The sequence below is a fragment of the Isoptericola sp. NPDC055063 genome (assembly GCF_053608125.1).
The window spans coordinates 122264-143825 of sequence record NZ_JBSGUW010000006.1; the positions used below are offsets into that span (position 1 = coordinate 122264).

The following is a 21562-nucleotide window of genomic DNA, read 5'->3' on the forward strand; positions in this document are numbered from 1 at the left end:
TGCCTCCATCCGCCCGAGAGCCCCCGGTTATCGGGAGCAGCCAGAACCCCCCGTCCTGCGGCTTGCCCCCCCTGCCCGCCAGGCCCCTCCCGGCGCGGGGTCGAGAAACGCCTCGACCTCGCGCAGGAACGTCTCCGGGTGCCTCGGGTGCACCAGGTGGCCGCCGGGCAGGGTGACGAACCGCGCATCGGGCAGCAGGGCAGCCATCCGTGCCATCGCGTCCTGCGGCAGGTGGCTGTCGGGGCCGCCGCCGATCACCAGGGTCGGCGCGGTGACGGCGGCCAGGGCCGCCACCAGGCCGGGGGCGGGGGCGTTGAGCTCGGCCAGCACCGCCGGGCGGATCCTGCGCTCGTAGAACGACGCGTCGTCCGCGAACCGCTCCGGCACGGGCAGGCCGAGCGGCTCCGGGGGAGGGACCTCCTCCAGCACGAGCGCGGCGACGAGGCCGGGCCGCTCCTGCGCCACCAGCAGCCCGACCAGCCCGCCCAGCGAGTGCCCGATCAGCACCACCCGGTCCAGGGCGAGATCGTCGAGCAGCAGGAGCACGTCGTCGCGCAGCGCGGTCACGGAGCCGGCGCCGACGGCCGGGCTGCGGCCTGCGCCGCGCAGGTCGGGCACCACCACGGTGGCACGTTGCGCGAGCGCGGCGACGAACGGGTCCCACGTGCTGCCGTCGCCGCCCCCGCCGTGCAGCAGCACGAGCGGTGGGGCCGTCGACCCCGGTGGGCCCTGGACGGCGTGGTGGGCGAGGCGGACGGGAGCGTCGTCGGTGGCCATCGAGACGACCGTAGCCCTGGCCGACGACAGCCCCGGGCGACGACGCGGCGCGGCGGCAGGCCCGAGGGCTAGCCTGGGAGCCCCGGCGCGCCGGCGCCGGCACCCGCGAGGAGTCCCCGCCATGGACGCGACACCCGCCCCCGACGACCGCCCCCCGTTCGTGCCGCCGCGCTGGTTCGTGCGCTCGGCGTGGGCGTTCCAGCGCGGGGGCTACCGGCTCACCGGCGGGCGGTGGCCGCTGCGCCGGCCGACCCCCGGCGGCAAGTTCGGCATGCTGCGCCTGCGCGTCGTCGGGCGGCGCAGCGGTCAGGAGCGCGCCGTGATCCTCGGGTACGTGGAGGACGAGGGCCGGTACGTCACGCTCGCGATGAACGGCTGGGGCGACCCGCCGCCCGCATGGTGGCTGAACCTGCGCGCCCACCCTGACGCGGACGTGGACACGGTCGACGGCGCGCGGCCCGTCCGCGCCGCGGAGGCGCAGGGCCCGGAGCGCGACCGGCTGTGGGCCCTCGTCGGGCGCCACCAGGGGTGGGGCGACGTCGACCGGTTCGCCGCGCACCGCGCCGGCGAGACGCCGGTGGTGGTGCTCGCACCGCGCTGACGGGGCGGTCGTCGGCACCCGACGGTCGGGCGCGCAGCGCCTATCCTTCGGTGGTGACCCCCGACGCTGAGAACAAGCCCTCGACCGCCGACCGCAAGGCCAAGGCCGCCGAGCGTCAGGCCGCCCGTGCGGCGGCGGAGGACGCCGTGGCGCAGGAGTCGTTGCGCGAGGTCTACGCGGAGATCATGTCGCGAGCGCCGGAGCACGACATCGACCCGACGCTCGACCGCGTCCGGCGGGTGCTCGAGCTGCTCGGCGACCCGCAGCTCGCGTTCCGCTCGATCCACCTCACCGGCACCAACGGCAAGTCGTCGACGGCGCGCATGACGGAGCGGCTCGTGCGCGAGCACGGGCTGCGCACCGGCCTGTTCACGTCGCCCCACCTGACCAGCGTCACCGAGCGCATCCAGGTGGACGGCGAGCCGTTGAGCGCCGCCCGGTTCGTCGAGGTCTGGGAGGACGTCGCGCCCTACATCGGGGTCGTCGACCGCGAGTCGCAGGCCGAGGGCGGGCCCCGCCTGAGCTTCTTCGAGGTCCTCACGGTGATGGCGGTCGCGGCCTTCGCGGACGCCCCGGTGGACGTCGCGGTGATCGAGGTCGGCATGGGCGGGCGTTGGGACTCCACCAACGTCGTCGACGGCGAGGTCGCCGTGATCACGCCGGTCGGCATCGACCACGAGCGCTGGCTCGGCTCCACGCTCGCCGAGATCGCGACCGAGAAGTCCGGCATCGTCAAGGACGGCGCCACGGTGGTCAGCGCCGCGCAGGAGCCGGTCGTCGAGGACATCCTGCGCGAGCGTGCCGCCGCCGTCTCCGCCCACCTGCTGCGCGAGGACCTGGAGCTCGAGGTCGCCGGCCGCCGCGTCGCCGTCGGCGGGCAGCTCGTGGACCTGCGCACGCCCGCCGGGCTCTACACCGAGGTGCTGGTGCCGCTGCACGGCGAGCACCAGGCCCACAACGCGCTGCTCGCCCTGGCCGCCGTCGAGGCGTTCCTCGGCGGGCGCGCGCTCGACGGGGGCGTGGTGGAGACCGCGTTCGCCGACGTCGTCGTGCCCGGGCGCCTCGAGGTGGTGCGCTCCAGCCCGACCGTCCTGGTCGACGCGGCGCACAACCCGCACGGCGCGCAGGCGCTGGTCGACGCGCTGGACGAGGAGTTCGACCTGCCGCGGCTGGTCGGCGTCGTCGCCGTCATGGCGGACAAAGACGTGGAGGGCCTGCTCGCCACCCTCGAGCCCGCGATCACCGAGCTGGTGCTGACCCGCAACTCCTCTGACCGTTCCGCCGACCCCGAGGACCTGGCCGAGGTGGCGCGCGAGATCTTCGGCGAGGACCGGGTACGCACGGCCGCGCGGCTCGACGAGGCGCTGGCGGTCGCGGCGGACCTCGCCGAGAGCGGCGACCAGGTGGGCGTCGGCACCGGCCGCGGCGTGCTCGTCACGGGGTCGGTCATCACGGTCGCGGACGCGCGGATCCTGCTGGGACGCGGCTGACCGGGACGCCCCCGCGAGCGGGCACGATCACCCGAGCGGCGGCCGGCCAGGGTGCTGCGTGGCGTCGTCGCCGGGTGTTGGATGGGGGCACAGGCCGCCGACGGTGCGTGGCAGCCGTGAGCCGAGGAGGCAGGACATGAAGAAGTTGCTCGACGACCCCGCGGACGCGGTCACCGACTCGCTCGCGGGCTTCGCCCTCGCGCACGCCGACCTGGTCGACGTGCACACGGAGCCCGTCTACGTGTCGCGTGCGGGCGGTCCGGTGGCGGGCAAGGTGGGCCTGGTCAGCGGCGGCGGGTCGGGCCACGAGCCTCTGCACGCCGGGTTCGTGGGCGACGGGATGCTCGACGCGGCGGTCCCGGGCGCGGTGTTCACCTCGCCGACGCCGGACCAGATCGTCCCGGCGATCCTGGGCGCGGACTCCGGCGCCGGCGTCGTCGCCATCGTGAAGAACTACACGGGCGACGTGCTCAACTTCGAGACCGCGGTGGAGCTCGTCGAGGCCGAGGGCTCGCAGATCACGACGATCCTCGTGAACGACGACGTCGCGGTCGAGGACTCCCTGTACACCGCGGGCCGGCGCGGCGTGGCCGGCACCGTGTGCGTGGAGAAGATCGCCGGCGCGGCCGCCGCGCGCGGCGACGACCTCGGCGCGGTCACGGAGGTCGCGGGCCGTGTGGTCGCGAACGTGCGGAGCATGGGCGTGGCCCTGAGCGCCTGCACCGTGCCGCACGTCGGCAAGCCCTCCTTCGACCTGCCCGACGACGAGGTGGAGATCGGCATCGGCATCCACGGCGAGCCGGGCCGCCACCGCATCCCGTTCTCCGGCGCCACCGAGATCACGCGCAGCCTGCTGGACCCCGTCGCCGAGGACCTGCGGCTCGCGGCCGGCGACGACGTGCTGCTGTTCGTCAACGGGATGGGCGGCACGCCGCTGTCCGAGCTGTACGTCGTCTATGGTCGAGCGCGCGGGCTGCTCGAGGAGCGTGGTGTCACCGTCTCCCGGTCGCTCGTGGGCAACTACGTGACGTCCCTGGAGATGCAGGGCGCGTCCATCACGGTGCTGCGGCTGGACGAAGAGCTGCGGGAGCTGTGGGACGCGCCGGTGCGCACGGCGGCGTTGCACTGGTGACGGGCGCCGAGGGGCGCCCCGAGGCGAGGAGGCGTGCGGGCATGGGTCTCGACGTGGCTTGGGCGGAGCGTTGGGTGCGGCGCACCGCCGACGTCGTGGCGGCGGCGAAGGACGAGCTCACCGAGCTCGACCGGCAGATCGGGGACGGCGACCACGGGGAGAACCTGAACCGCGGGTTCCAGGCCGTGGTCGCCAAGCTCGACGAGCCGGGTGCCGCGGAGCGCGCGGAGGTCGGCGACGTGCTCATGCTCGTGGCCACCACGCTCATGTCGAAGGTCGGGGGAGCGTCCGGCCCGCTGTACGGCACGGCGTTCCTGCGCGCGGCGAAGCGCTCCGCACGGCCCAGCGTCGACGAGTCCGGCGTCGTCGTCCTGCTCGACGCCGCGCTCGAGGGCGTGACGTCGCGCGGCAAGGCCCAGGTGGGGGAGAAGACGATGGTCGACGCCCTCGCGCCCGCGGTCGAGGCGGCCACCGCCGCCGCGGACGCGGGGCAGGACCCGGTCGCGGTGCTGCGCGCCGCGGCGGACGCGGCCGACGCCGGAGCGGCCGCGACCGTCCCGCTCGTCGCCACCAAGGGGCGCGCGTCCTACCTCGGCGAGCGCAGCGCCGGGCACGAGGACCCGGGCGCCCGGTCGACGGCGCTGCTGCTGCGCGCCGCGCTCGACGCGGCGCTCGACGGTGCGGCCGACGGCGCCGCCGACGCCGCCGACGCCGCCGACGGCGCGGGCGGCGACCCGGCATGAGCGTCGGGCTGCTGCTCGTCTCCCACTCGGCCCGGCTGGCCGAGGGGGCGGCCGAGCTGGCCCGGGAGATGGCGCCGGACGTGGCCCTCGCCTGCGGGGCGGGGGACGGCGAGGGCGGCCTCGGCACGTCGCTGGAGGTCGTGCAGGAGGCTCTCGGGCGCGTGCTGCCCGGCGTGGACGGCGTCGTGGTGCTGGCCGACCTCGGCTCCGCCGTCCTGACCGTCGAGACCGCGCTGGAGCTCGACGACGACCTCGGCGGCCGGGTGCTCCTGGCCGACGCCCCGTTCGTCGAGGGCGCCGTGGCGGCGGCCGTCGCGGCGCAGCAGGGCGGCGACCTCGCCGCGGTGCTCGCGGCCGCGCGGTCCGCCGGGGCGCCCGCGCCGACGACGCCGGCGGTGTCGGCGGCGCCCGCCGAGCGTGCCGAGGAGGCGCCGGGGGACGTCGTCGCCGCGCGGGTGACGATCCGCAACCCGCTGGGCCTGCACGCGCGCCCGGCCGCGGTGGTGGCGCGCGCCGCGGCGGCGTTCGGCGGCCCGGTGACGCTCCAGGGCGTGGACGCGACGAGCGTGCTGCAGCTCATGGCGCTCGGGACGGCGGCGGGCACCGAGGTGGAGGTGGCGGCCCACGGTCCCGACGCCCGGGACGCGGTCGCGACCGTCGTCGGGCTGATCGAGGGCGGCTTCGGCGAGGTGTGAGCACGCTCACAGGAAATTGCACTTGGTGCAATATTGCAGCGGGTGCATGATTGTCCGGTGACTCCTCCGACCGCCGCCGGCGACCTCGGGCTGCGCGAGCGCAAGAAGCGCGCCCGCTCGGACGCGATCGTCGACGCCGCCCAGCGCCTCGTGCTCGAGCGCGGCCTGGACGCGGTGACGGTGGAGGAGATCGCCGAGGCCGCCCAGATCTCGCCCCGCACGTTCTTCAACTACTTCGAGTCGAAGGACGACGCGGTGCTCGGTCAGGGCGCGTTCGAGCTCAGCGCCGACGTCCGTGAGCCGTTCGCGGCCGGCGGCCCCAGCGGGCGGCTCGTCGCGGACCTCGAGGTGCTCGTGCGCGCGCTGCTCCACGCGTTCTCCGGGCACGGCCAGCACGCCGCGGAGCGGGTGCTGGAGATCCTCCAGCGCGAGCCCCGCCTGCTCAGCCGGCACTTCGCCTGGTTCGAGCGGCACAAGTCCCAGGTCGTCGCGCTGTTCGAGCGACGGCACGAGGCGGCCCCGCTCCCGGCCGACCCCGAGGTGTGCACGTTCGTCGTCTTCGGCGTCGCGCGCGCCGCGATGGACGAGTGGGACCGCACCGGCAGGAAGGGCGACGTGGGCGACCACGTGCCGCTCGTCATCGGCCAGCTCTCCGCGATCCTCACGGCGTGAGCGCCGGGCGCCCCGCGCCCGTCCTGCTCGCCCCGTCCCCGAACCACCCCCCAGCCCCCGTCACTACCCCGGCGCCCCGCGCCACCGATCCGAGGTGTCCCATGAGCCACGCTGCTCCCACCGCGCCGGACAAGCCGCTCGTCGTCCTGACGCAGCGCACCGTCTGGCTGATCTTCGGCGCCCTGATGGCGTCGATGTTCCTGTCCTCCCTCGACCAGACGATCGTCGGCACCGCGATGCCCACCATCGTCGGCGAGCTCAACGGCGTCGAGCACCAGGGGTGGGTCATCACGGCCTACATCCTGGCCGTCGCCATCGGCATGCCGCTGTACGGCAAGTTCGGTGACCTGTACGGGCGGCGCTGGCCGTTCCTCGTCGCGATCGGGCTGTTCACGCTCGCGTCCGCGGGCGCCGGGTTCGCGCAGAACATGCCGGAGCTCGTCGTCTGGCGCGCCGTGCAGGGCCTCGGCGGCGGCGGCCTGATGATCCTGTCGCAGTCGATCATCGCCGACATCGTGCCCGCCTCCGAGCGCGGCAAGTACATGGGCCCCCTCGGCGCCCTCTTCGGCATCTCCGCCGTCCTCGGCCCGCTCCTGGGCGGCTGGCTCACCGAGGGCCCGGGCTGGCGCTGGACCTTCTGGCTGAACATCCCGATCGGCATCATCGCGTTCGCGATCGCGTGGTTCTCGCTCAAGCTGCCCTCGCACCGCTCCTCGCGCCCGGTCGACTGGGCCGGCATCGTGACCATGGCCGTCGCCACCACCGGCATCGTGCTCGTCACCAGCTGGCGGTCGCTGTCGTCCAGCGGCTACGACTGGACGGACTGGCGCCTGTCGGGCCTGGTCGTCGTGACCCTGCTGGCGGTCGCCGCGTTCATCGTGGTGGAGACCCGCGTCGCGGAGCCGCTGATCCCGCTGCGCCTGTTCAAGAACCGCACGTTCACGATCACCACGCTCATCGGCCTGGTGCTCGGCATGGGCATGTTCTCGGCCATGGCGATGATCCCGACGTTCCTGCAGATGTCCACCGGCGCCGGCGTGACCGAGTCCGGCTGGCTGATGCTCCCGATGATGGCCGGCATGATGCTGACCTCGATCGTCTCGGGTATCGCCATCTCGAAGACCGGCCGCTACAAGATGTACCCGGTGGCCGGCCTGATCATCGTCGGCCTGGCGATGGTCTGGCTGACGCGCCTGTCGGGCGACATGTCGATGTGGACCTTCGGGGCCATGATCTTCGTGCTCGGCGCCGGCATGGGCCTCGTGATGCAGACGATCGTGCTGGCGGTGCAGAACGCCGTCGACCCGCGCGAGCTGGGCACGGCGACGAGCGCCAACAACTTCTTCCGCGAGATCGGCGCCGCGGTCGGCACGGCCCTGTTCACGACGATCTTCACCACGCGCCTGACGGACAACCTCAAGGACGTCTTCGCCGGGATGCCCGCCGGCGCGGGCGGCGCGGCGGAGGAGGGTCTCACCCCCGCCGTCGTGCAGGGGATGCCGGAGCCGTTCAAGTCCGGCGTCATCGACGCCTACGCGGACGCGCTGGCCCCGTCGTTCTGGTACCTGCTGCCGCTCATCCTGCTGGGCCTGGTCCTCGCGCTCTTCCTGCCGGTGATCAAGCTCTCCGACGTCGCCGGCATGGTGGCGCGCGGCGAGGCCGTCACCGACCCGGCGAAGGCCCTCGCGGCCGACGGCGCAGCCGGCGACGTGATCGTGGACGAGATCGGCGAGCGCACCGCGGACGTCACGTCCGACGACGACGGTCCCGGCACCCGCGAGCGCGCGGATATCGTGGGGTCGTGAGCAAGAAGGACGACCGCCCCCGCCCGGGGGACCGCATCAAGCCCCGCAAGCCCGCCAAGGTGCAGTTCACGTCGATGATGCTGCAGCTGGAGGCGTTCGTGGTGCTCTTCGCCGGCGTCGCCCTGTACGGGCTGCGCAACTCCGGCGGCTACGAGCTCGGCCCTCTGGTCATCGAGTCGCCCGTGGCCCTCTGGGCCGTGATCGGGGTGCTGTTCGTGGTGCTGCTGGTGATGTCCCGCATGGTGGGGACGCCGTTGGGGTACTACGCGGGGACGGTCGTGCAGGTGCCGGTGCTGGCGATGGGCCTGCTGCTGCCGATGATGTTCGTCGTCGGGGTGCTGTTCGTGGTCATGTGGGTGGTGGCCCTGCGCCTCGGCGGCCGCATCGACCGCGAGCGCGCCGCCTACGACGCGCAGCACCCGGAGACCGCGCCCAACCTCTGACCGAAGCCCCCTCGAGCACGGGATCTGTGTCGTCATTCACGTCATGGCGGTACGGATCCCGTGGTCGATGGGGGCGACGGCGCCGATAGGCTCTCCGTCATGACCGACGTCGCAGACACCACCCTGCCCGCCGAGCCGACCGCCCCCGCCATCGAGCGCACGCTGGTGCTCGTCAAGCCCGACGGCGTCCGCCGCGGCCTGTCCGGCGAGGTGCTGCGGCGCATCGAGGCGAAGGGCTACACGCTCGTCGCCGTCGAGCTGAAGCAGGCGACCACCGAGCTGCTCGCCGCGCACTACGCGGAGCACGAGGGCAAGCCGTTCTACCAGCCCCTGGTCGACTTCATGCTGTCGGGCCCGACGCTCGCCGTCGTCGCCGAGGGCCAGGGCGTCATCCCCGGCTTCCGCTCCCTCGCGGGTGCGACCAACCCGACGGAGGCGGCCCCCGGCACCATCCGCGGCGACCTCGGCCGCGACTGGGGCCTGAAGGTGCAGCAGAACCTGGTGCACGGCTCCGACTCGCCGGAGTCCGCGGCTCGCGAGATCGGACTCTGGTTCCCGCACCTCTGACATCCCGGTCCCGGGCGCCCTCGACCCCTGCCCGACGCACCGAGCGTGCTGACGTGTTCCCCGAACGACGGTCGTGGGGAGCAAGTCAGCACGCTCGATGCGTTCCCGGGCGGTGTCCGGGGCGGGCGGTCCGGGCGGGACCGGCGGAGTTCCGCGGATCAGCGACACCCTGCGGTTAGGCTCGCCGCGTGCACCTCAAGACGCTCACGCTCCGCGGCTTCAAGTCGTTCGCCTCGGCGACGACGCTGAGCCTCGAGCCGGGCATCACGTGCGTGGTCGGGCCGAACGGCTCGGGGAAGTCCAACGTGGTGGACGCCCTGTCGTGGGTGATGGGGGAGCAGGGCGCGAAGTCGCTGCGCGGCGGCAAGATGGAGGACGTCATCTTCGCCGGCACCTCCGGCCGCCCCCCGCTGGGCCGCGCCGAGGTGTCCCTCACGATCGACAACACCGACGGCGCCCTGCCGATCGACTACACCGAGGTCACGATCTCCCGGACGCTGTTCCGCAGCGGAGGGTCGGAGTACGCGATCAACGGCAGCTCGTGCCGGCTGCTCGACATCCAGGAGCTGCTGAGCGATTCCGGCATCGGCCGCGAGATGCACGTCGTGGTGGGGCAGGGGCAGCTCGACGCCGTCCTGCGCGCCACGCCCGACGACCGTCGCGGGTTCATCGAGGAGGCCGCGGGCGTCCTCAAGCACCGCAAGCGCAAGGAGAAGGCGCTGCGCAAGCTCGAGGCGATGCAGGGCAACCTCGCCCGCCTCACGGACCTCACCGCGGAACTGCGCCGCCAGCTCGGGCCGCTCGGCCGGCAGGCGGAGGCGGCGCGCAAGGCCCGCACGGTGCAGGCCGACCTGCGCGACGCGCGCTCGCGCCTCCTGGCCGACGACCTGGCCCAGCTCACCGCGCAGATGGCGCAGGAGCGGGCCGACGAGGCGGCGCTGAAGGAGCGGCAGCAGGCCACCGAGCAGGGGCTGGGGCAGGCCCGCGCGCACCTGGCGCGCCTCGAGGTCGCGGCGTCCGGCGCCGTCGCGGACGCGAGCCGCGCCGCCGACGCGTTCCACGCGCTGAGTGCACTGCGGGAGCGGCTGCGCGGCCTCGCGACGCTGGCCGACGAGCGGGTGCGGCTGCTCGGCGCCGTCGAGCCGGAGCAGCGCGGACAGGACCCGGCCGCCCTCGAGGCGCAGGCGGAGCGCGCCCGGGCGACGGAGGCGGAGCTGACCCGCGAGGTCGAGCTGGCGCGGGAGGCGGTGGAGCGGGTCGTCGCGGACCGCACGGACGCCGAGAAGGCCGCGGACGCGGCGGAGCGCGAGCTCGCGACGCTGCACCGCGGCGCCGCGGACCGGCGCGAGGGCCTGGCCCGGCTCTCGGGGCAGGTCGCGGCCCGGCGCAGCCGCGTGGAGGCAGGCGACGCGGAGCTGGACCGGGTGCGGGAGGTCGTGGCCGAGGCGGAGCGCCGGGCCGCGGAGGCGGCCCGCGAGTTCGGCGCGCTGGAGGTGCAGGTCGTGGGCGCCGAGGAGGGCGAGGAGGACCTCGACGCCCGGCACGAGGACGCGACGACGGCGCTCGCCGAGGCGCAGGCCGCGGTGCGTGACCTCGAGGCCCGCGCTGCGGAGGCGGAGCGCGACCGGGCCACCTGGAGCGCGCGGGTCGAGGCGCTCGAGCTGAGTCTCGATCGCAAGGACGGCGCGGGCGCGCTGCTCGCGGACGCCGCGCCGGGGGTCCTCGGCTCGGTGGCCGCGCTGCTCGGCGTCGAGCAGGGGTACGAGGACGCGGTGACGGCCGCGCTCGGCCCGGTCGCCGACGCGGTCGCCGTGCGCGACGTCGACGCGGCCGTCGACGCGCTGCGGCGCCTGCGGGACGACGACGCGGGTCGCGCCGGGCTGGTGGTCGGCGGCCCCGCGCCGGCGGACACCGCCGAGGCCGTCGCGGTGGACCTGCCCGACGGCGCGCGACGGGCGACCGACGTCGTCACCGTCGCCGGCCCGGCGGCGGCACCGCTGCGCACGCTGCTGCGCGACGTCGTCGTGGTGGACGACCTGGCGCAGGCCCGCGCGCTGGTGCAGCGGGCCCCCGAGGTGGTCGCCGTGACCCGGGCGGGCGATCTGCTCGGGGCGGCGCGCGCCTGGGGCGGCTCGGCGGCCGCGCCGAGCGTGCTGCACCTGACGTCCGCGCTCGACGAGGCGAAGGAGGGCCTGGACGACGCGGCGGCCCGCGGCGAGCGGTGCCGGTTCGAGCTCGTCGGCGCGCGCGAGCGGCTCGAGGCGGCGCAGGCGGCCCAGGACGAGACCCTCGCGCTGCTGCACGAGTCGGACGCGGCCCTCGCCGCCGTCGCCGAGCAGCTCGGCACGCTGGGCGCGGCGCACCGCTCCGCGCTGGCGGAGGCCGAGCGGCACCGCGCCACGCTCGCGCAGGCGCACGAGCGGCGCGCGGCCGACGAGGCGGAGCTGACGGACCTGGTGCGGCGGCTCGAGGTGGCCGAGGCCGAGCCCGCCCAGTCCCAGGAGCAGGTGGAGGCCGCGCAGGAGCAGCGGGACGCGGCCCAGGCGGCCGCCACCGCCGCGCGCGCCGCCGAGACCGAGGCGCGGCTGGAGCTGCGCACCAGCGAGGAGCGGGCGCGCGCGGTCGCGGGCCGTGCGCAGGGCCTCGCCCGGGCCGCCGCCCAGGAGCGCGCGGCGCGGGAGAAGGCGGAGCGCCGCGCGGTGCAGCGGGCGACGGAGGCCCGCACGGCCGCGTCGGTGCGCGACGACGCCGGCACGGCGCTCGGTGTCCTCGCGCGCTCGATCGAGCGGGCGCAGTCCGAGCGGGCCGCGGCCGACGAGGCGCGCGCGGCGCGCCAGCAGGAGCTCGACGCCGTGCGGGCCGACGCCGACCGGCTCGCGGGGGAGCTGCGCGACCTCACCGACGTGGCGCACCGCGACGAGGTCGCGCGGGCCCAGCAGGTGGCGCGGCTGGAACAGCTGCAGGCCCGCGCGGTCGACGAGCTGGGCAGCGACCCCGAGGTGCTCGTCGAGGAGTTCGGCCCGCACCGCGAGGTGCCCGTGGCGCGGCCCGCCGACGCGGCCGACGACGAGCCCGACCCGGACCCGGTGCCCTACGTGCGCGCCGAGCAGGAGAAGCGGCTGGCGACGGCGGAGCGGGCCCTCGCCCGGATCGGCGCCGTCAACCCGCTCGCGCTGGAGGAGTTCGCGGCGCTCGAGGAGCGCCACCAGTTCCTCACGGAGCAGCTCGCCGACCTCAAGAAGTCGCGTCAGGACCTGCTGCACATCGTCGAGGAGATCGACGAGCGCGTGCAGCAGGTGTTCGCCGAGGCGTTCCAGGACACCGCGGAGCAGTTCGTGCGGGTGTTCGGCCGCCTCTTCCCCGGGGGCGAGGGGCGGCTGGTGCTCACGGACCCGTCGGACCTGCTCACGACCGGCATCGAGGTCGAGGCGCGGCCAGCGGGCAAGAAGGTCAAGCGGCTGTCGCTGCTGTCCGGCGGGGAGCGGTCGCTGACGGCCGTGGCGTTCCTCGTGTCGATCTTCAAGGCCCGCCCCAGCCCCTTCTACGTGATGGACGAGGTCGAGGCCGCCCTGGACGACGTCAACCTGGGCCGGCTGCTCGAGATCTTCCGTGAGCTGCAGGAGGACTCGCAGCTCATCGTCATCACCCACCAGAAGCGCACGATGGAGGTCGCGGACGCGCTGTACGGCGTGACCATGCGCGGCGACGGTGTGACGACCGTCATCTCCCAGCGGATGCGCGAGACCGCCGACGCGCGAGGAGAATAGCGCCATGCTCACGTTCGTCTTCTGGGTCCTCGGGTCCCTCGTTCTCGCCGCGGTGGTGTTCCTCGTGGCCAACGTCATGGAGCGTCGTGAGGGGCAGGACGAGGAGGCCCCCGGCCTCCGTCGTTTCCTCCGCGACTTCCGGTCCGGGCTGCGGCGCAAACGCGTCGCGCCCCCCGCCCCGGTCGAGACCGGCATGGACGAGTTCTTCGCCGCGACGATCGAGGACGCCCCGGGGTACGTCGACCCGGAGGAGCTGACCGAGGCCCTGCACCGGGCCCGGCTGCAGGCGCGCAGCACCTGGCACGTGGGGACCGTCCGCAAGCCCGAGTGACCCCCGCCTGACACGGCGCGCGGTTCTGGGAGACTGTGCGCGTGACTGATCTGCTCTGGCTCTGGATCCTCCTCGGTGTCGTCGTCGTGGTCGGCGGCGGCGCCGCCCTGCTCGTCCCGCGGTCGCGCCGGCGTCGCCCGGACCACGACGCCGGGGGTTCGACGACGCTCGCGCCGCCCGCCGCACAGCCGCCGGTCGCGGAGCCGGGGGTCGGGGAGCCCGAGGCGCCCGCGGACGTCGCCCCGGAGGCCCCGGCGCTCGAGACGCCGGAGCCGGTCGCGGGCCGCCTGGTCCGCCTGCGCGACCGGCTCGCCCGGTCGGGCTCGCCCTTCGGCGCGCGCCTGCTGAGCGTGCTCTCGCGCGACCACCTCACGGAGGACGACTGGGACGAGCTCGAGGAGACGCTCCTGCTCGCCGACATCGGCGCGGGGCCGGCCGAGGAGCTGCTCGAGGCCCTGCGCACCCGGGTGCGCGTGCTCGGCGTCAAGGACCCGCAGTCGGTGCGCGACCTGCTGCGCGAGGAGCTGCTCAAGGTCGTCGACCCGTCCCTGGACCGCGAGGTCGCGACGACCGGCCCGGTCACCGAGGACGGCACGCGGCTGCCCGCGGTGGTGCTGGTCGTGGGCGTGAACGGCACGGGCAAGACGACGACGGTCGGCAAGCTCGCCCGCGTGCTCGTCGCCGAGGACCGCACGGTCGTCCTCGGCGCGGCGGACACGTTCCGCGCGGCGGCGGCCGACCAGCTGCAGACCTGGGGCTCGCGCGTGGGCGTGGAGACGGTGCGCGCGGACCGCGACGGCGCCGACCCGGCCGCCGTCGCGTTCGACGCGGTCAAGCAGGGCAAGGCCGACGGCACGGACGTCGTGCTGGTCGACACCGCGGGCCGCCTGCAGAACAAGGCCGGCCTGATGGACGAGCTCGGCAAGATCACCCGCGTCATCACGCGGGAGGCCCCGCTGGCCGAGGTGCTGCTGGTGCTCGACGCCACCACGGGCCAGAACGGGCTCAACCAGGCGCGCGTCTTCGGCGAGGTCGCGGGCGTCACGGGCATCGTGCTGACCAAGCTGGACGGCACCGCCCGCGGCGGCATCGTCGTCGCCGTGCAGCGCGAGCTCGGCGTGCCGGTCAAGCTCGTCGGTCTGGGGGAGGGCCCGGACGACCTGGCGCCGTTCGACCCCGAGCAGTTCGTCGACGGTCTCCTGGGCTGAGCTCCTGGGCCGAGGGCCGCGCGGCGCGCCGTGTAACAGAACGTTGACGTCCGAGGCCGCTTTGTCACGTGCCCGTCACACAACCTGAGCACGGGCGAAACGGCGCGCCGCGAGTGTTGTCCCCGACCAGCCGCCGGGCTGGCGAGGGGAGAACACCATGGAATGGGACACCGGGGCCGCTGCGTGGATGCTGACGTCGGCATCGCTCGTGCTCCTCATGACGCCCGCCCTGGCGCTGTTCTACGGCGGCATGGTGCGCGGCAAGTCGGTGCTGAACATGATGATGATGTCGTTCGGCGCGATCGGCGTCGTCGGCGTGATCTACGTGCTGTGGGGCTGGTCGATGTCCTACGGCTCGGACGTCGGCGGGATCGTCGGCAACCCGTTCGACCAGTTCGGGCTGAGCGGCACGCTCTTCGACGACGCGGGTGACGCGGTGGTGAGCCCGCTGGGCAACTACCCGCAGGTGATCGACGTGGCATTCCAGGTCACGTTCGCGATCATCACCGTCGCCCTGATCTCCGGCGCGATCGCCGACCGCGTGAAGTTCGGTACCTGGATGGTCTTCGCCGGCATCTGGGCCACCGTCGTCTACTTCCCGATGGCGCACATGGTCTGGGGCGGCGGGCTGCTGTCCGCCGACGGGCCGTTCGGCGGGATCGCCGCGCCGATCGACTTCGCGGGCGGCACCGTGGTGCACATCAACGCCGGCGCCGCGGCCCTCGTGCTGGCGCTGGTGGTCGGCAAGCGCAAGGGCTTCGGTACCGAGCCGATGCGCCCGCACAACCTCACGATGGTGATGCTGGGCGCCGCTCTGCTGTGGTTCGGCTGGTTCGGCTTCAACGCCGGCTCCGCGTTCGGCGCCAACGAGTCCGCGGGCCTCGCCTGGGTGAACACGACGTCGGCGACCGCGGCCGCGATGCTCGCGTGGCTCGTCACGGAGAAGCTGCGCGACGGCAGCGCCACCTCGCTCGGCGCGGCGTCCGGCGTCGTCGCGGGGCTCGTCGCGATCACCCCGGCCGCCGGGTCCGTGAGCCCGGTGGGCGCGCTGCTGCTCGGCGCCGTCGCGGGCGTCCTGTCCGCCCTCGCGGTGGGCCTGAAGTACAAGCTCGGCTTCGACGACTCGCTCGACGTCGTCGGCGTGCACCTGGTCGCCGGCCTGTGGGGCACCGTCTCCATCGGCTTCCTCGCCACCGAGACGGGCCTGTTCTACGGCGGCGGGGTCTCCCAGCTCGTCGTGCAGGTGATCATCGCCCTCATCGCGGTCGTCTTCTCCCTGGTGCTCACCACGGTCGTCGCCCTGGCCCTCAAGGCGGTCATGGGCTGGCGGGTGCCCGAGGAGGCCGAGGTCGGCGGCATCGACCTCGCGGTGCACAGCGAGACCGCGTACGAGACGATCCCGCAGGGGTCGGCCGGCGGCCAGATCAAGAAGGAGATCCGCGCATGAAGCTCGTCACGGGGGTCGTCCAGCCCCACCGCCTGGACGACGTGAAGTCCGCCCTCGAGGCCGCCGGCATCCGCGGCATGACGGTCAGCGAGGCCAGCGGCTACGGCCGCCAGAAGGGGCACACCGAGGTCTACCGCGGCGCCGAGTACACCGTGGACCTGGTGCCCAAGGTCCGCGTGGAGGTCCTGGTCGCGGACGAGGACGCGCCCACCGTCGTGGACGTCGTCGTCAAGGCCGCCCAGACCGGGCGCATCGGCGACGGCAAGGTGTGGACCACCTCGCTCGACGACGTGGTGCGCGTGCGCACCGGCGAGCACGGCGACGCGGCCCTGTAGGTGACGTCGCCCGAGGCGCTCGGGGACCCGACCGGGTCCCGCCCCCCGGCCACCGGGGGGCGGGGCCCGGTCGGCCCGTTGCGCGCCGACCTGCTCGCGCTGGCCGAGGGGCTGACCGGCCCCGGTCGCTCCGGGGTCGCGCGGCGCACCGCGCTGCAGCAGCTCGTCACCGACCGGCTCGCGCCCCTGTACGAGGCCGCCACGGCCGACGTCGACCCGGCGGGGATCGCGCTGGCCGCCGTCGGCAGCCTGGGGCGCGGCGAGCCGGGCCCGCTGTCCGACCTCGACCTCGTCCTCGTGCACGACGGGCGCACCCACAAGCCGGACGAGCTCGCCCGCGTGGCCGACGCCCTCTGGTACCCGCTGTGGGACTCCGGGGTCGACGTCGACCACGCCGTGCGCTCCCTGAGCCAGACCCGGCGGCTCGCCTCCACCGACCTCCCGGCGGCCGTCGGCTGGCTCGACGTACGGCCGCTCGCGGGCGACGCCGTGGTCGTGCACCGGGCGGCGTCCGCGATCCTCTCGGACTGGCGCTCCGCCTCCCGGCGCCGCCTGCCGGAGCTGCTGGCGAGCGCCCGGGAGCGCGCCGAACGGGCCGGCGAGCTCGCCTACCTCGTCGAGCCGGACCTCAAGGAGTCGCGCGGCGGCATCCGCGACGCGCTGCTGCTGTCGGCGCTCGCGGCCACCTGGCTCACCGACCGCCCGCACGGGCGGGTCGACCGGGCGTACGCGCACCTGCTGGACGTGCGCGACACGGTGCACGTCGTGACGCGGCGGCGCTCCACCCGGCTGCTGCTCGCCGACCTCGACGAGGTCGCCGCGCGCTGCGGCCACGACGACCCGGACGAGCTGCTGGCCGGCCTGGCCGAGGCGGGCCGCGAGATCTCGTACGCGCTGGACTCGACCGTGCGCCGGGCGCGCCAGGCGCTGCAGCGACCGCCGGTGCGGCGGCCGGTCATGGTGCGCGGGCGGCGGTCGGCCCCACGGCTGCGCTCGGCGGGGGACGGCCTCGTCGAGCACGACGGCGAGCTGGTGCTGGCCGCCGGCGCGCAGCCCGCCGACGACCCGCTGCTCCCGCTGCGCGCGGCGGCCACCGCGGCGCGCACGGGGCTGGTGCTCTCGCCCGTCACCGTGCAGTCCCTGGCCCAGAGCCCCCCGCCGCCGGTGCCGTGGCCGCCTGCCGCCCGCGCGGCCCTGCTCACGCTGCTCGGCGCGGGCCCCGCCCAGGTGCCCGTGTGGGAGGCCCTCGACCTCGCGGGCGTCGTCACGACCTGGATCCCCGAGTGGGCCGGCGTGCGCAACCGCCCGCAGCGTGCCGCGATCCACCGGCACACGGTGGACCGGCACCTCGTCGAGACGGTGGCCCGCGCCTCACGCGTGCGGCGCCAGGTCGCGGCGGACGCCGGCAGCGACCCGGCGCCGAGCGAGCTGCTGCTGCTGTCCGCGCTGCTGCACGACATCGGCAAGCGGCGCGGCGCGGTCAGCACCGACCACGCCGTCGAGGGCGCGGCGATCGCGCCGGCCGTCGTGCGGCGCACCGGGTTCGACGAGGGCCTGGCGCGCGACGTCGGCCTGGTCGTGCGCCACCACCTCACCCTCGCCCGGCTCGCGACCACCGCGGACCTGGCGGACCCGGACACCGTGACGGAGCTCCTGGACGCGCTCGAGCACCGCGCCGACCTGCTCGAGACCGTGCGGGCGCTGACGGAGGCGGACGCGTCGTCGCTGGGGCCCGCGGGGTGGACGGCGTGGCGCGCCGCCCTGGTGGACGACCTCACCGGGCGGGCCCGCCGGGCGCTCGCCGTCGACCGGTAGGGTAGGTAGCCGCATCCATCGCGACTTCCGTACCGAGAATCCCGTAAGGACCTGCCTGGTGTTCAACTCCCTGTCGGACCGGCTCACCGCGACGTTCAAGAACCTGCGCGGGCGGGGCCGGCTCTCCGAGGCGGACATCGACGCGACCGTGCGCGAGATCCGCCGGGCCCTGCTCGACGCCGACGTCGCCGTGCCCGTCGTGCGCGAGTTCACCGCCGCCGTGCGCGAGCGCGCGCTGTCCGCCGAGGTGTCGGGCGCGCTGAACCCGGCGCAGCAGGTCGTGAAGATCGTCAACGACGAGCTCGTGGCGATCCTCGGCGGCCAGACCCGGCCGCTGCAGCTCGCGAAGACGCCGCCCACGGTGATCATGCTCGCGGGCCTCCAGGGCGCCGGTAAGACGACCCTGGCCGGCAAGCTCGCGCTCGCCCTCAAGGGCCAGGGCCACACGCCGCTGCTCGTCGCCGCCGACCTGCAGCGGCCCAACGCCGTCACCCAGCTGTCCGTCGTGGCCGAGCGCGCGGGCGTGCCCGTCTTCGTGCCCCACCCGGGCAACCAGGGTGCGGAGACCGACGTCGTCATCGGCGACCCCGTGGGCGTGGCCCGCCAGGGTGTCGCGGAGGCGAAGGCCAAGCAGCACGACGTCGTCATCGTCGACACCGCCGGCCGCCTCGGCGTCGACCAGGTCCTCATGCGCCAGGCCGCGGACATCCGCGACGCGGTGCAGCCCGACGAGGTCCTGTTCGTCATCGACGCGATGATCGGCCAGGACGCCGTCGCGACCGCGAAGGCGTTCGAGGAGGGCGTGGACTTCACCGGCGTGGTGCTGTCGAAGCTCGACGGCGACGCCCGCGGTGGTGCCGCGCTGTCGGTGGCCACGATCACGGGCCGGCCGATCATGTTCGCCTCCACGGGCGAGAAGCTGACCGACTTCGAGGTCTTCCACCCCGACCGGATGGCCTCGCGCATCCTCGACATGGGTGACGTGCTCACCCTCATCGAGCAGGCCGAGAAGGCGTTCGACGCCGAGGAGGCCGCCAAGATGGCGGCCAAGGTCGAGAAGGGCGAGGACTTCACCCTCGCCGACTTCCTGGTGCAGATGCAGCAGATGAAGAAGCTCGGCTCGATGAAGAAGATGCTCGGGATGATGCCGGGCATGGGGCAGATGCGCGAGCAGCTCGAGAACTTCGACGAGCGCGAGGTCGACCGCGTCCAGGCCCTCATCCAGTCGATGACGCCGGCCGAGCGGGACAACCCCAAGATCATCAACGGCTCCCGCCGGGCCCGCATCGCGCGCGGCTCCGGGCAGACCACGACTGCCGTCAACCAGCTCCTCGAGCGGTTCGGCCAGGCGCAGAAGATGATGCGCCAGATGAGCAAGGGCGGCGGCATGCCGGGCATGCCCGGCGGGATGCCGGGGATGCCGGGGATGCCCGGCGGCGGCAAGAAGGCGCGCGGCAAGCAGGCGCCGCAGCGCAAGGTCAAGGGCAAGTCCGGCAACCCGGCGAAGCGGGCGCAGCAGGAGCGCGACGCCATGCAGCGCGCCCTCGGCGGCCCAGTGGAGAAGCCCGCGGCGCCCGGTTCCGCCTTCGGCGTGGGCGGGGGCGCGGAGCCGACCGAGCAGGACCTCTCCAAGCTCCAGCTCCCCGACGGCCTCGACAAGCTGCTCGGCGGCCGCTGAGCCTCCGGCCCGGCGCACCCGGACGACCCCCGCGACTCGGTAGCCTTCGACCATGCCCGCCCCGCACGTCCCGCTGCACGTCACCGGCCATGTCCTGCTCGGACAGGACCGCGACGTCGGTGAGATGTGGGTGCGTGACGGGCGCGTCAGCCTGACCCGCCCGTCGCCGCAGGGCAGCGCCACCCGCGACCTCGAGGGCTGGGTGCTGCCCGGGCTGGTCGACGTGCACTGCCACGTGGGTCTCGGGCCGGACGGCGCCGTCGACGCCGAGACGGCGGTCGCGCAGGCGCTCGCCGACCGCGACGCGGGCGTCCTGCTCGTGCGCGACGCCGGGTCTCCCGTGGACACCTCCTGGGTGCACGAGCGCCCGGACCTGCCTCGCGTCGTGCGCGCCGGCCGCCACCTCGCCCGGCCGAAGCGCTACCTGCGGAACTTCGGCCTCGAGCTCGACGACGTGGCGGACCTGCCGGACGCGGTGCGCGCCCAGGCGCGCGCCGCGGACGGCTGGGTCAAGCTCGTGGGGGACTGGATCGACCGCGACCTCGGCGCCGAGGGGGACCTGCGGCCGCTGTGGCCGCGCGACGTCCTCGTCGAGGCGGTCGCCGCCGCGCACGCCGAGGCGGCGCGGGTGACGGTGCACGCGTTCTCCGAGGAGGTCGTGGGCGACCTCCTCGCCGCCGGCGTGGACGGCATCGAGCACGGCACGGGCGTGGTCGGCGGATACGTGGACGAGGTCGCCGCCCGCGGCATCCCGGTGACGCCGACGCTCCTGCAGGTGGGGCGGTTCGCCGAGATCGCCGACCAGGCGCAGGAGAAGTACCCCGTGTACGCCGCGCGCATGCGGCACATGCACGCCCGCCGGTACGAGCACGTGCGGACCCTGCACGAGGCCGGCGTCCCGCTGCTGGTCGGCACGGACGCCGGCGGCACGCTGGGCCACGGGCGCGTCGTCGACGAGTGCGCCGAGCTGGTCGCGGCGGGGATCCCCGCTGCCGAGGTGGTCGCGATGGCGACCTGGCGGGCCCGCGAGGTGCTGGGCTTCGGCGCGCTCGTGGAGGGGTCCAGCGCGGACCTCGTCGTGTACCCCGCCGACCCGCGCGAGGACATCGAGGTGCTGCGGCATCCGACGGCCGTCGTGCTGCGCGGCCAGGTCGTGCACGGCTGACCCCCTTGGGGCGTCCATCACACGCGGTTGGAGCGGGCCCCCCGGGTCTGGCACAATGTCCGGGTACTCGGCGTGCCCAGGCCCCTCTCTCCTGCGCAGGTCGCGTCCTGACCTCATGCGCCGCCAGGACCCCACCCGGCGGAGCGCAAGGTCGCCCCACCAGAACCAGGAGACACCACCACAGTGGCCGTCAAGATTCGTCTGAAGCGCCTCGGCAAGATCCGGGCCCCGTACTACCGCGTCGTCGTGGCCGACTCGCGCGCCAAGCGCGACGGCCGCGTCATCGAGGAGATCGGGAAGTACCACCCGACCGAGGAGCCGTCGTTCATCGAGATCAAGTCCGAGCGCGCGCAGTACTGGCTCGGCGTCGGTGCGCAGCCGACCGAGCAGGTCGCCGCGCTCCTCAAGATCACCGGTGACTGGCAGAAGTTCAAGGGCCTGCCGGGCGCCGAGGGCACCCTGCGGACCAAGACCGCGAAGGCCGACAGCGCCGCCGCGATCGAGGCCGTCGCCGCCGAGGCCGAGAAGGCCAAGGCGAAGGCCGCCGAGAAGAAGACCGCGGAGCCGGCGGAGTCCGCCGAGGCCGAGGCCGAGGCCGAGGCCTGATGCTCGCCGAGGCCCTCGAGCACCTGGTGCGCGGCATCGTGGACCACCCGGACGACGTCCGGGTGGGTGCGCGGACGCAGCGCCGGGGCGACCTGCTCGAGGTGCGGGTGCACCCCGACGACCTCGGCCGAGTCATCGGCCGGGGCGGACGGACCGCGAAGGCTCTGCGCACCGTGGTCGGCGCGCTCGCGACGGACGGCCCCGTGCGGGTCGACGTCGTGGACGTCGACCGGCGCTGACCGCAGCACCCGCTGCCGCAGCTTCGACGAGGCCCGGACCCCACCG

Annotated in this window: 20 protein-coding genes; 19 read left to right on the top strand and 1 reads right to left on the bottom strand. The window is 74.8% G+C overall.

Annotated elements, in window-relative coordinates; genetic code table 11:
- Nucleotides 1–27: 27 nt before the first annotated feature.
- Complete coding sequence (locus ACWF41_RS09155) at nucleotides 28–777, bottom strand: alpha/beta fold hydrolase (protein ID WP_452182391.1); 750 nt, start codon at nucleotides 775–777, stop codon at nucleotides 28–30.
- Between the two features lie 121 nt (nucleotides 778–898).
- On the opposite strand from ACWF41_RS09155, the gene ACWF41_RS09160 reads away from it, so the two are divergent.
- The 19 genes from ACWF41_RS09160 to ACWF41_RS09250 all read left to right on the top strand — a co-directional run bounded on the left by ACWF41_RS09160 (nucleotide 899) and on the right by ACWF41_RS09250 (nucleotide 21516).
- A complete protein-coding gene (locus ACWF41_RS09160; RefSeq protein WP_380323381.1) occupies nucleotides 899–1378 on the top strand; it encodes a nitroreductase/quinone reductase family protein in 480 nt (159 codons plus the stop codon).
- A gap of 53 nt (nucleotides 1379–1431) precedes the next feature.
- A complete protein-coding gene (locus ACWF41_RS09165; RefSeq protein WP_380323384.1) occupies nucleotides 1432–2868 on the top strand; it encodes a bifunctional folylpolyglutamate synthase/dihydrofolate synthase in 1437 nt (478 codons plus the stop codon).
- Between the two features lie 136 nt (nucleotides 2869–3004).
- Nucleotides 3005–4000 carry a dihydroxyacetone kinase subunit DhaK gene (gene dhaK / locus ACWF41_RS09170; RefSeq protein WP_380323387.1) on the top strand — a complete coding sequence of 332 codons (996 nt, stop codon included), beginning with the start codon at nucleotides 3005–3007 and terminating at the stop codon, nucleotides 3998–4000.
- Nucleotides 4001–4041: 41 nt separating this feature from the next.
- On the top strand, nucleotides 4042–4743 hold the full coding sequence (dhaL, locus tag ACWF41_RS09175) for a dihydroxyacetone kinase subunit DhaL (RefSeq protein ID WP_380323389.1): 702 nt from the start codon (nucleotides 4042–4044) through the stop codon (nucleotides 4741–4743).
- Nucleotides 4740–5438, top strand: coding sequence for a dihydroxyacetone kinase phosphoryl donor subunit DhaM (gene dhaM / locus ACWF41_RS09180; protein WP_380323392.1), 699 nt, complete (start codon nucleotides 4740–4742; stop codon nucleotides 5436–5438). Before dhaL ends, dhaM begins: the two co-directional genes overlap by 4 nt.
- 57 nt (nucleotides 5439–5495) lie before the next feature.
- Nucleotides 5496–6110, top strand: a complete 615-nt coding sequence (locus tag ACWF41_RS09185) for a TetR/AcrR family transcriptional regulator (RefSeq protein ID WP_380323395.1) — start codon at nucleotides 5496–5498, stop codon at nucleotides 6108–6110.
- Between the two features lie 101 nt (nucleotides 6111–6211).
- Nucleotides 6212–7915 (top strand): MDR family MFS transporter, encoded by a 1704-nt coding sequence (locus tag ACWF41_RS09190; RefSeq protein ID WP_380323398.1) that lies wholly within the window; start codon nucleotides 6212–6214, stop codon nucleotides 7913–7915.
- On the top strand, nucleotides 7912–8358 hold the full coding sequence (locus ACWF41_RS09195) for a DUF4233 domain-containing protein (protein ID WP_380323401.1): 447 nt from the start codon (nucleotides 7912–7914) through the stop codon (nucleotides 8356–8358). Before ACWF41_RS09190 ends, ACWF41_RS09195 begins: the two co-directional genes overlap by 4 nt.
- 99 nt (nucleotides 8359–8457) lie before the next feature.
- Complete coding sequence (gene ndk / locus ACWF41_RS09200; RefSeq protein ID WP_380323404.1) at nucleotides 8458–8925, top strand: nucleoside-diphosphate kinase; 468 nt, start codon at nucleotides 8458–8460, stop codon at nucleotides 8923–8925.
- Nucleotides 8926–9113: 188 nt separating this feature from the next.
- A complete protein-coding gene (gene smc / locus ACWF41_RS09205; RefSeq protein WP_380323407.1) occupies nucleotides 9114–12692 on the top strand; it encodes a chromosome segregation protein SMC in 3579 nt (1192 codons plus the stop codon).
- A 4-nt stretch (nucleotides 12693–12696) separates the two neighbouring features.
- Nucleotides 12697–13023: a hypothetical protein gene (locus ACWF41_RS09210; protein ID WP_380323410.1), complete on the top strand. Its 327-nt coding sequence runs from the start codon at nucleotides 12697–12699 to the stop codon at nucleotides 13021–13023.
- A 41-nt stretch (nucleotides 13024–13064) separates the two neighbouring features.
- A complete protein-coding gene (gene ftsY, locus ACWF41_RS09215) occupies nucleotides 13065–14231 on the top strand; it encodes a signal recognition particle-docking protein FtsY (protein WP_380323413.1) in 1167 nt (388 codons plus the stop codon).
- Nucleotides 14232–14388: 157 nt separating this feature from the next.
- The gene (locus tag ACWF41_RS09220; protein WP_380323416.1) at nucleotides 14389–15678 is read left to right on the top strand and encodes an ammonium transporter; all 1290 of its coding nucleotides are present in this window, start codon (nucleotides 14389–14391) and stop codon (nucleotides 15676–15678) included.
- On the top strand, nucleotides 15675–16013 hold the full coding sequence (locus tag ACWF41_RS09225; RefSeq protein WP_380323419.1) for a P-II family nitrogen regulator: 339 nt from the start codon (nucleotides 15675–15677) through the stop codon (nucleotides 16011–16013). The genes ACWF41_RS09220 and ACWF41_RS09225 overlap by 4 nt, the downstream gene beginning before the upstream one ends.
- Nucleotides 16014–16091: 78 nt before the next feature.
- Nucleotides 16092–17828 carry a [protein-PII] uridylyltransferase family protein gene (locus ACWF41_RS09230; RefSeq protein WP_380346949.1) on the top strand — a complete coding sequence of 579 codons (1737 nt, stop codon included), beginning with the start codon at nucleotides 16092–16094 and terminating at the stop codon, nucleotides 17826–17828.
- A 58-nt stretch (nucleotides 17829–17886) separates the two neighbouring features.
- Nucleotides 17887–19506 carry a signal recognition particle protein gene (gene ffh / locus ACWF41_RS09235; RefSeq protein ID WP_380326798.1) on the top strand — a complete coding sequence of 540 codons (1620 nt, stop codon included), beginning with the start codon at nucleotides 17887–17889 and terminating at the stop codon, nucleotides 19504–19506.
- A 52-nt stretch (nucleotides 19507–19558) separates the two neighbouring features.
- Nucleotides 19559–20671: an amidohydrolase family protein gene (locus tag ACWF41_RS09240; RefSeq protein ID WP_380346951.1), complete on the top strand. Its 1113-nt coding sequence runs from the start codon at nucleotides 19559–19561 to the stop codon at nucleotides 20669–20671.
- Between the two features lie 183 nt (nucleotides 20672–20854).
- Complete coding sequence (gene rpsP, locus ACWF41_RS09245; RefSeq protein WP_380324070.1) at nucleotides 20855–21277, top strand: 30S ribosomal protein S16; 423 nt, start codon at nucleotides 20855–20857, stop codon at nucleotides 21275–21277.
- Complete coding sequence (locus ACWF41_RS09250) at nucleotides 21277–21516, top strand: RNA-binding protein (protein ID WP_380324067.1); 240 nt, start codon at nucleotides 21277–21279, stop codon at nucleotides 21514–21516. The genes rpsP and ACWF41_RS09250 overlap by 1 nt, the downstream gene beginning before the upstream one ends.
- Nucleotides 21517–21562 lie beyond the last annotated feature (46 nt).

Excerpts from the sequence above, each read along its gene's own strand:
- dhaM (WP_380323392.1), top strand. The coding sequence starts at position 4,740 with ATGAGCGTCGGGCTGCTGCTCGTCTCCCACTCGGCCCGGCTGGCCGAG.
- dhaK (WP_380323387.1), top strand. The coding sequence starts at position 3,005 with ATGAAGAAGTTGCTCGACGACCCCGCGGACGCGGTCACCGACTCGCTC.
- ACWF41_RS09155 (WP_452182391.1), bottom strand. The coding sequence starts at position 777 with ATGGCCACCGACGACGCTCCCGTCCGCCTCGCCCACCACGCCGTCCAG.
- ACWF41_RS09250 (WP_380324067.1), top strand. The coding sequence starts at position 21,277 with ATGCTCGCCGAGGCCCTCGAGCACCTGGTGCGCGGCATCGTGGACCAC.
- ACWF41_RS09190 (WP_380323398.1), top strand. The coding sequence starts at position 6,212 with ATGAGCCACGCTGCTCCCACCGCGCCGGACAAGCCGCTCGTCGTCCTG.
- ACWF41_RS09240 (WP_380346951.1), top strand. The coding sequence starts at position 19,559 with ATGCCCGCCCCGCACGTCCCGCTGCACGTCACCGGCCATGTCCTGCTC.
- ACWF41_RS09160 (WP_380323381.1), top strand. The coding sequence starts at position 899 with ATGGACGCGACACCCGCCCCCGACGACCGCCCCCCGTTCGTGCCGCCG.
- ACWF41_RS09220 (WP_380323416.1), top strand. The coding sequence starts at position 14,389 with ATGGAATGGGACACCGGGGCCGCTGCGTGGATGCTGACGTCGGCATCG.
- ndk (WP_380323404.1), top strand. The coding sequence starts at position 8,458 with ATGACCGACGTCGCAGACACCACCCTGCCCGCCGAGCCGACCGCCCCC.
- ACWF41_RS09225 (WP_380323419.1), top strand. The coding sequence starts at position 15,675 with ATGAAGCTCGTCACGGGGGTCGTCCAGCCCCACCGCCTGGACGACGTG.
- dhaL (WP_380323389.1), top strand. The coding sequence starts at position 4,042 with ATGGGTCTCGACGTGGCTTGGGCGGAGCGTTGGGTGCGGCGCACCGCC.
- ACWF41_RS09210 (WP_380323410.1), top strand. The coding sequence starts at position 12,697 with ATGCTCACGTTCGTCTTCTGGGTCCTCGGGTCCCTCGTTCTCGCCGCG.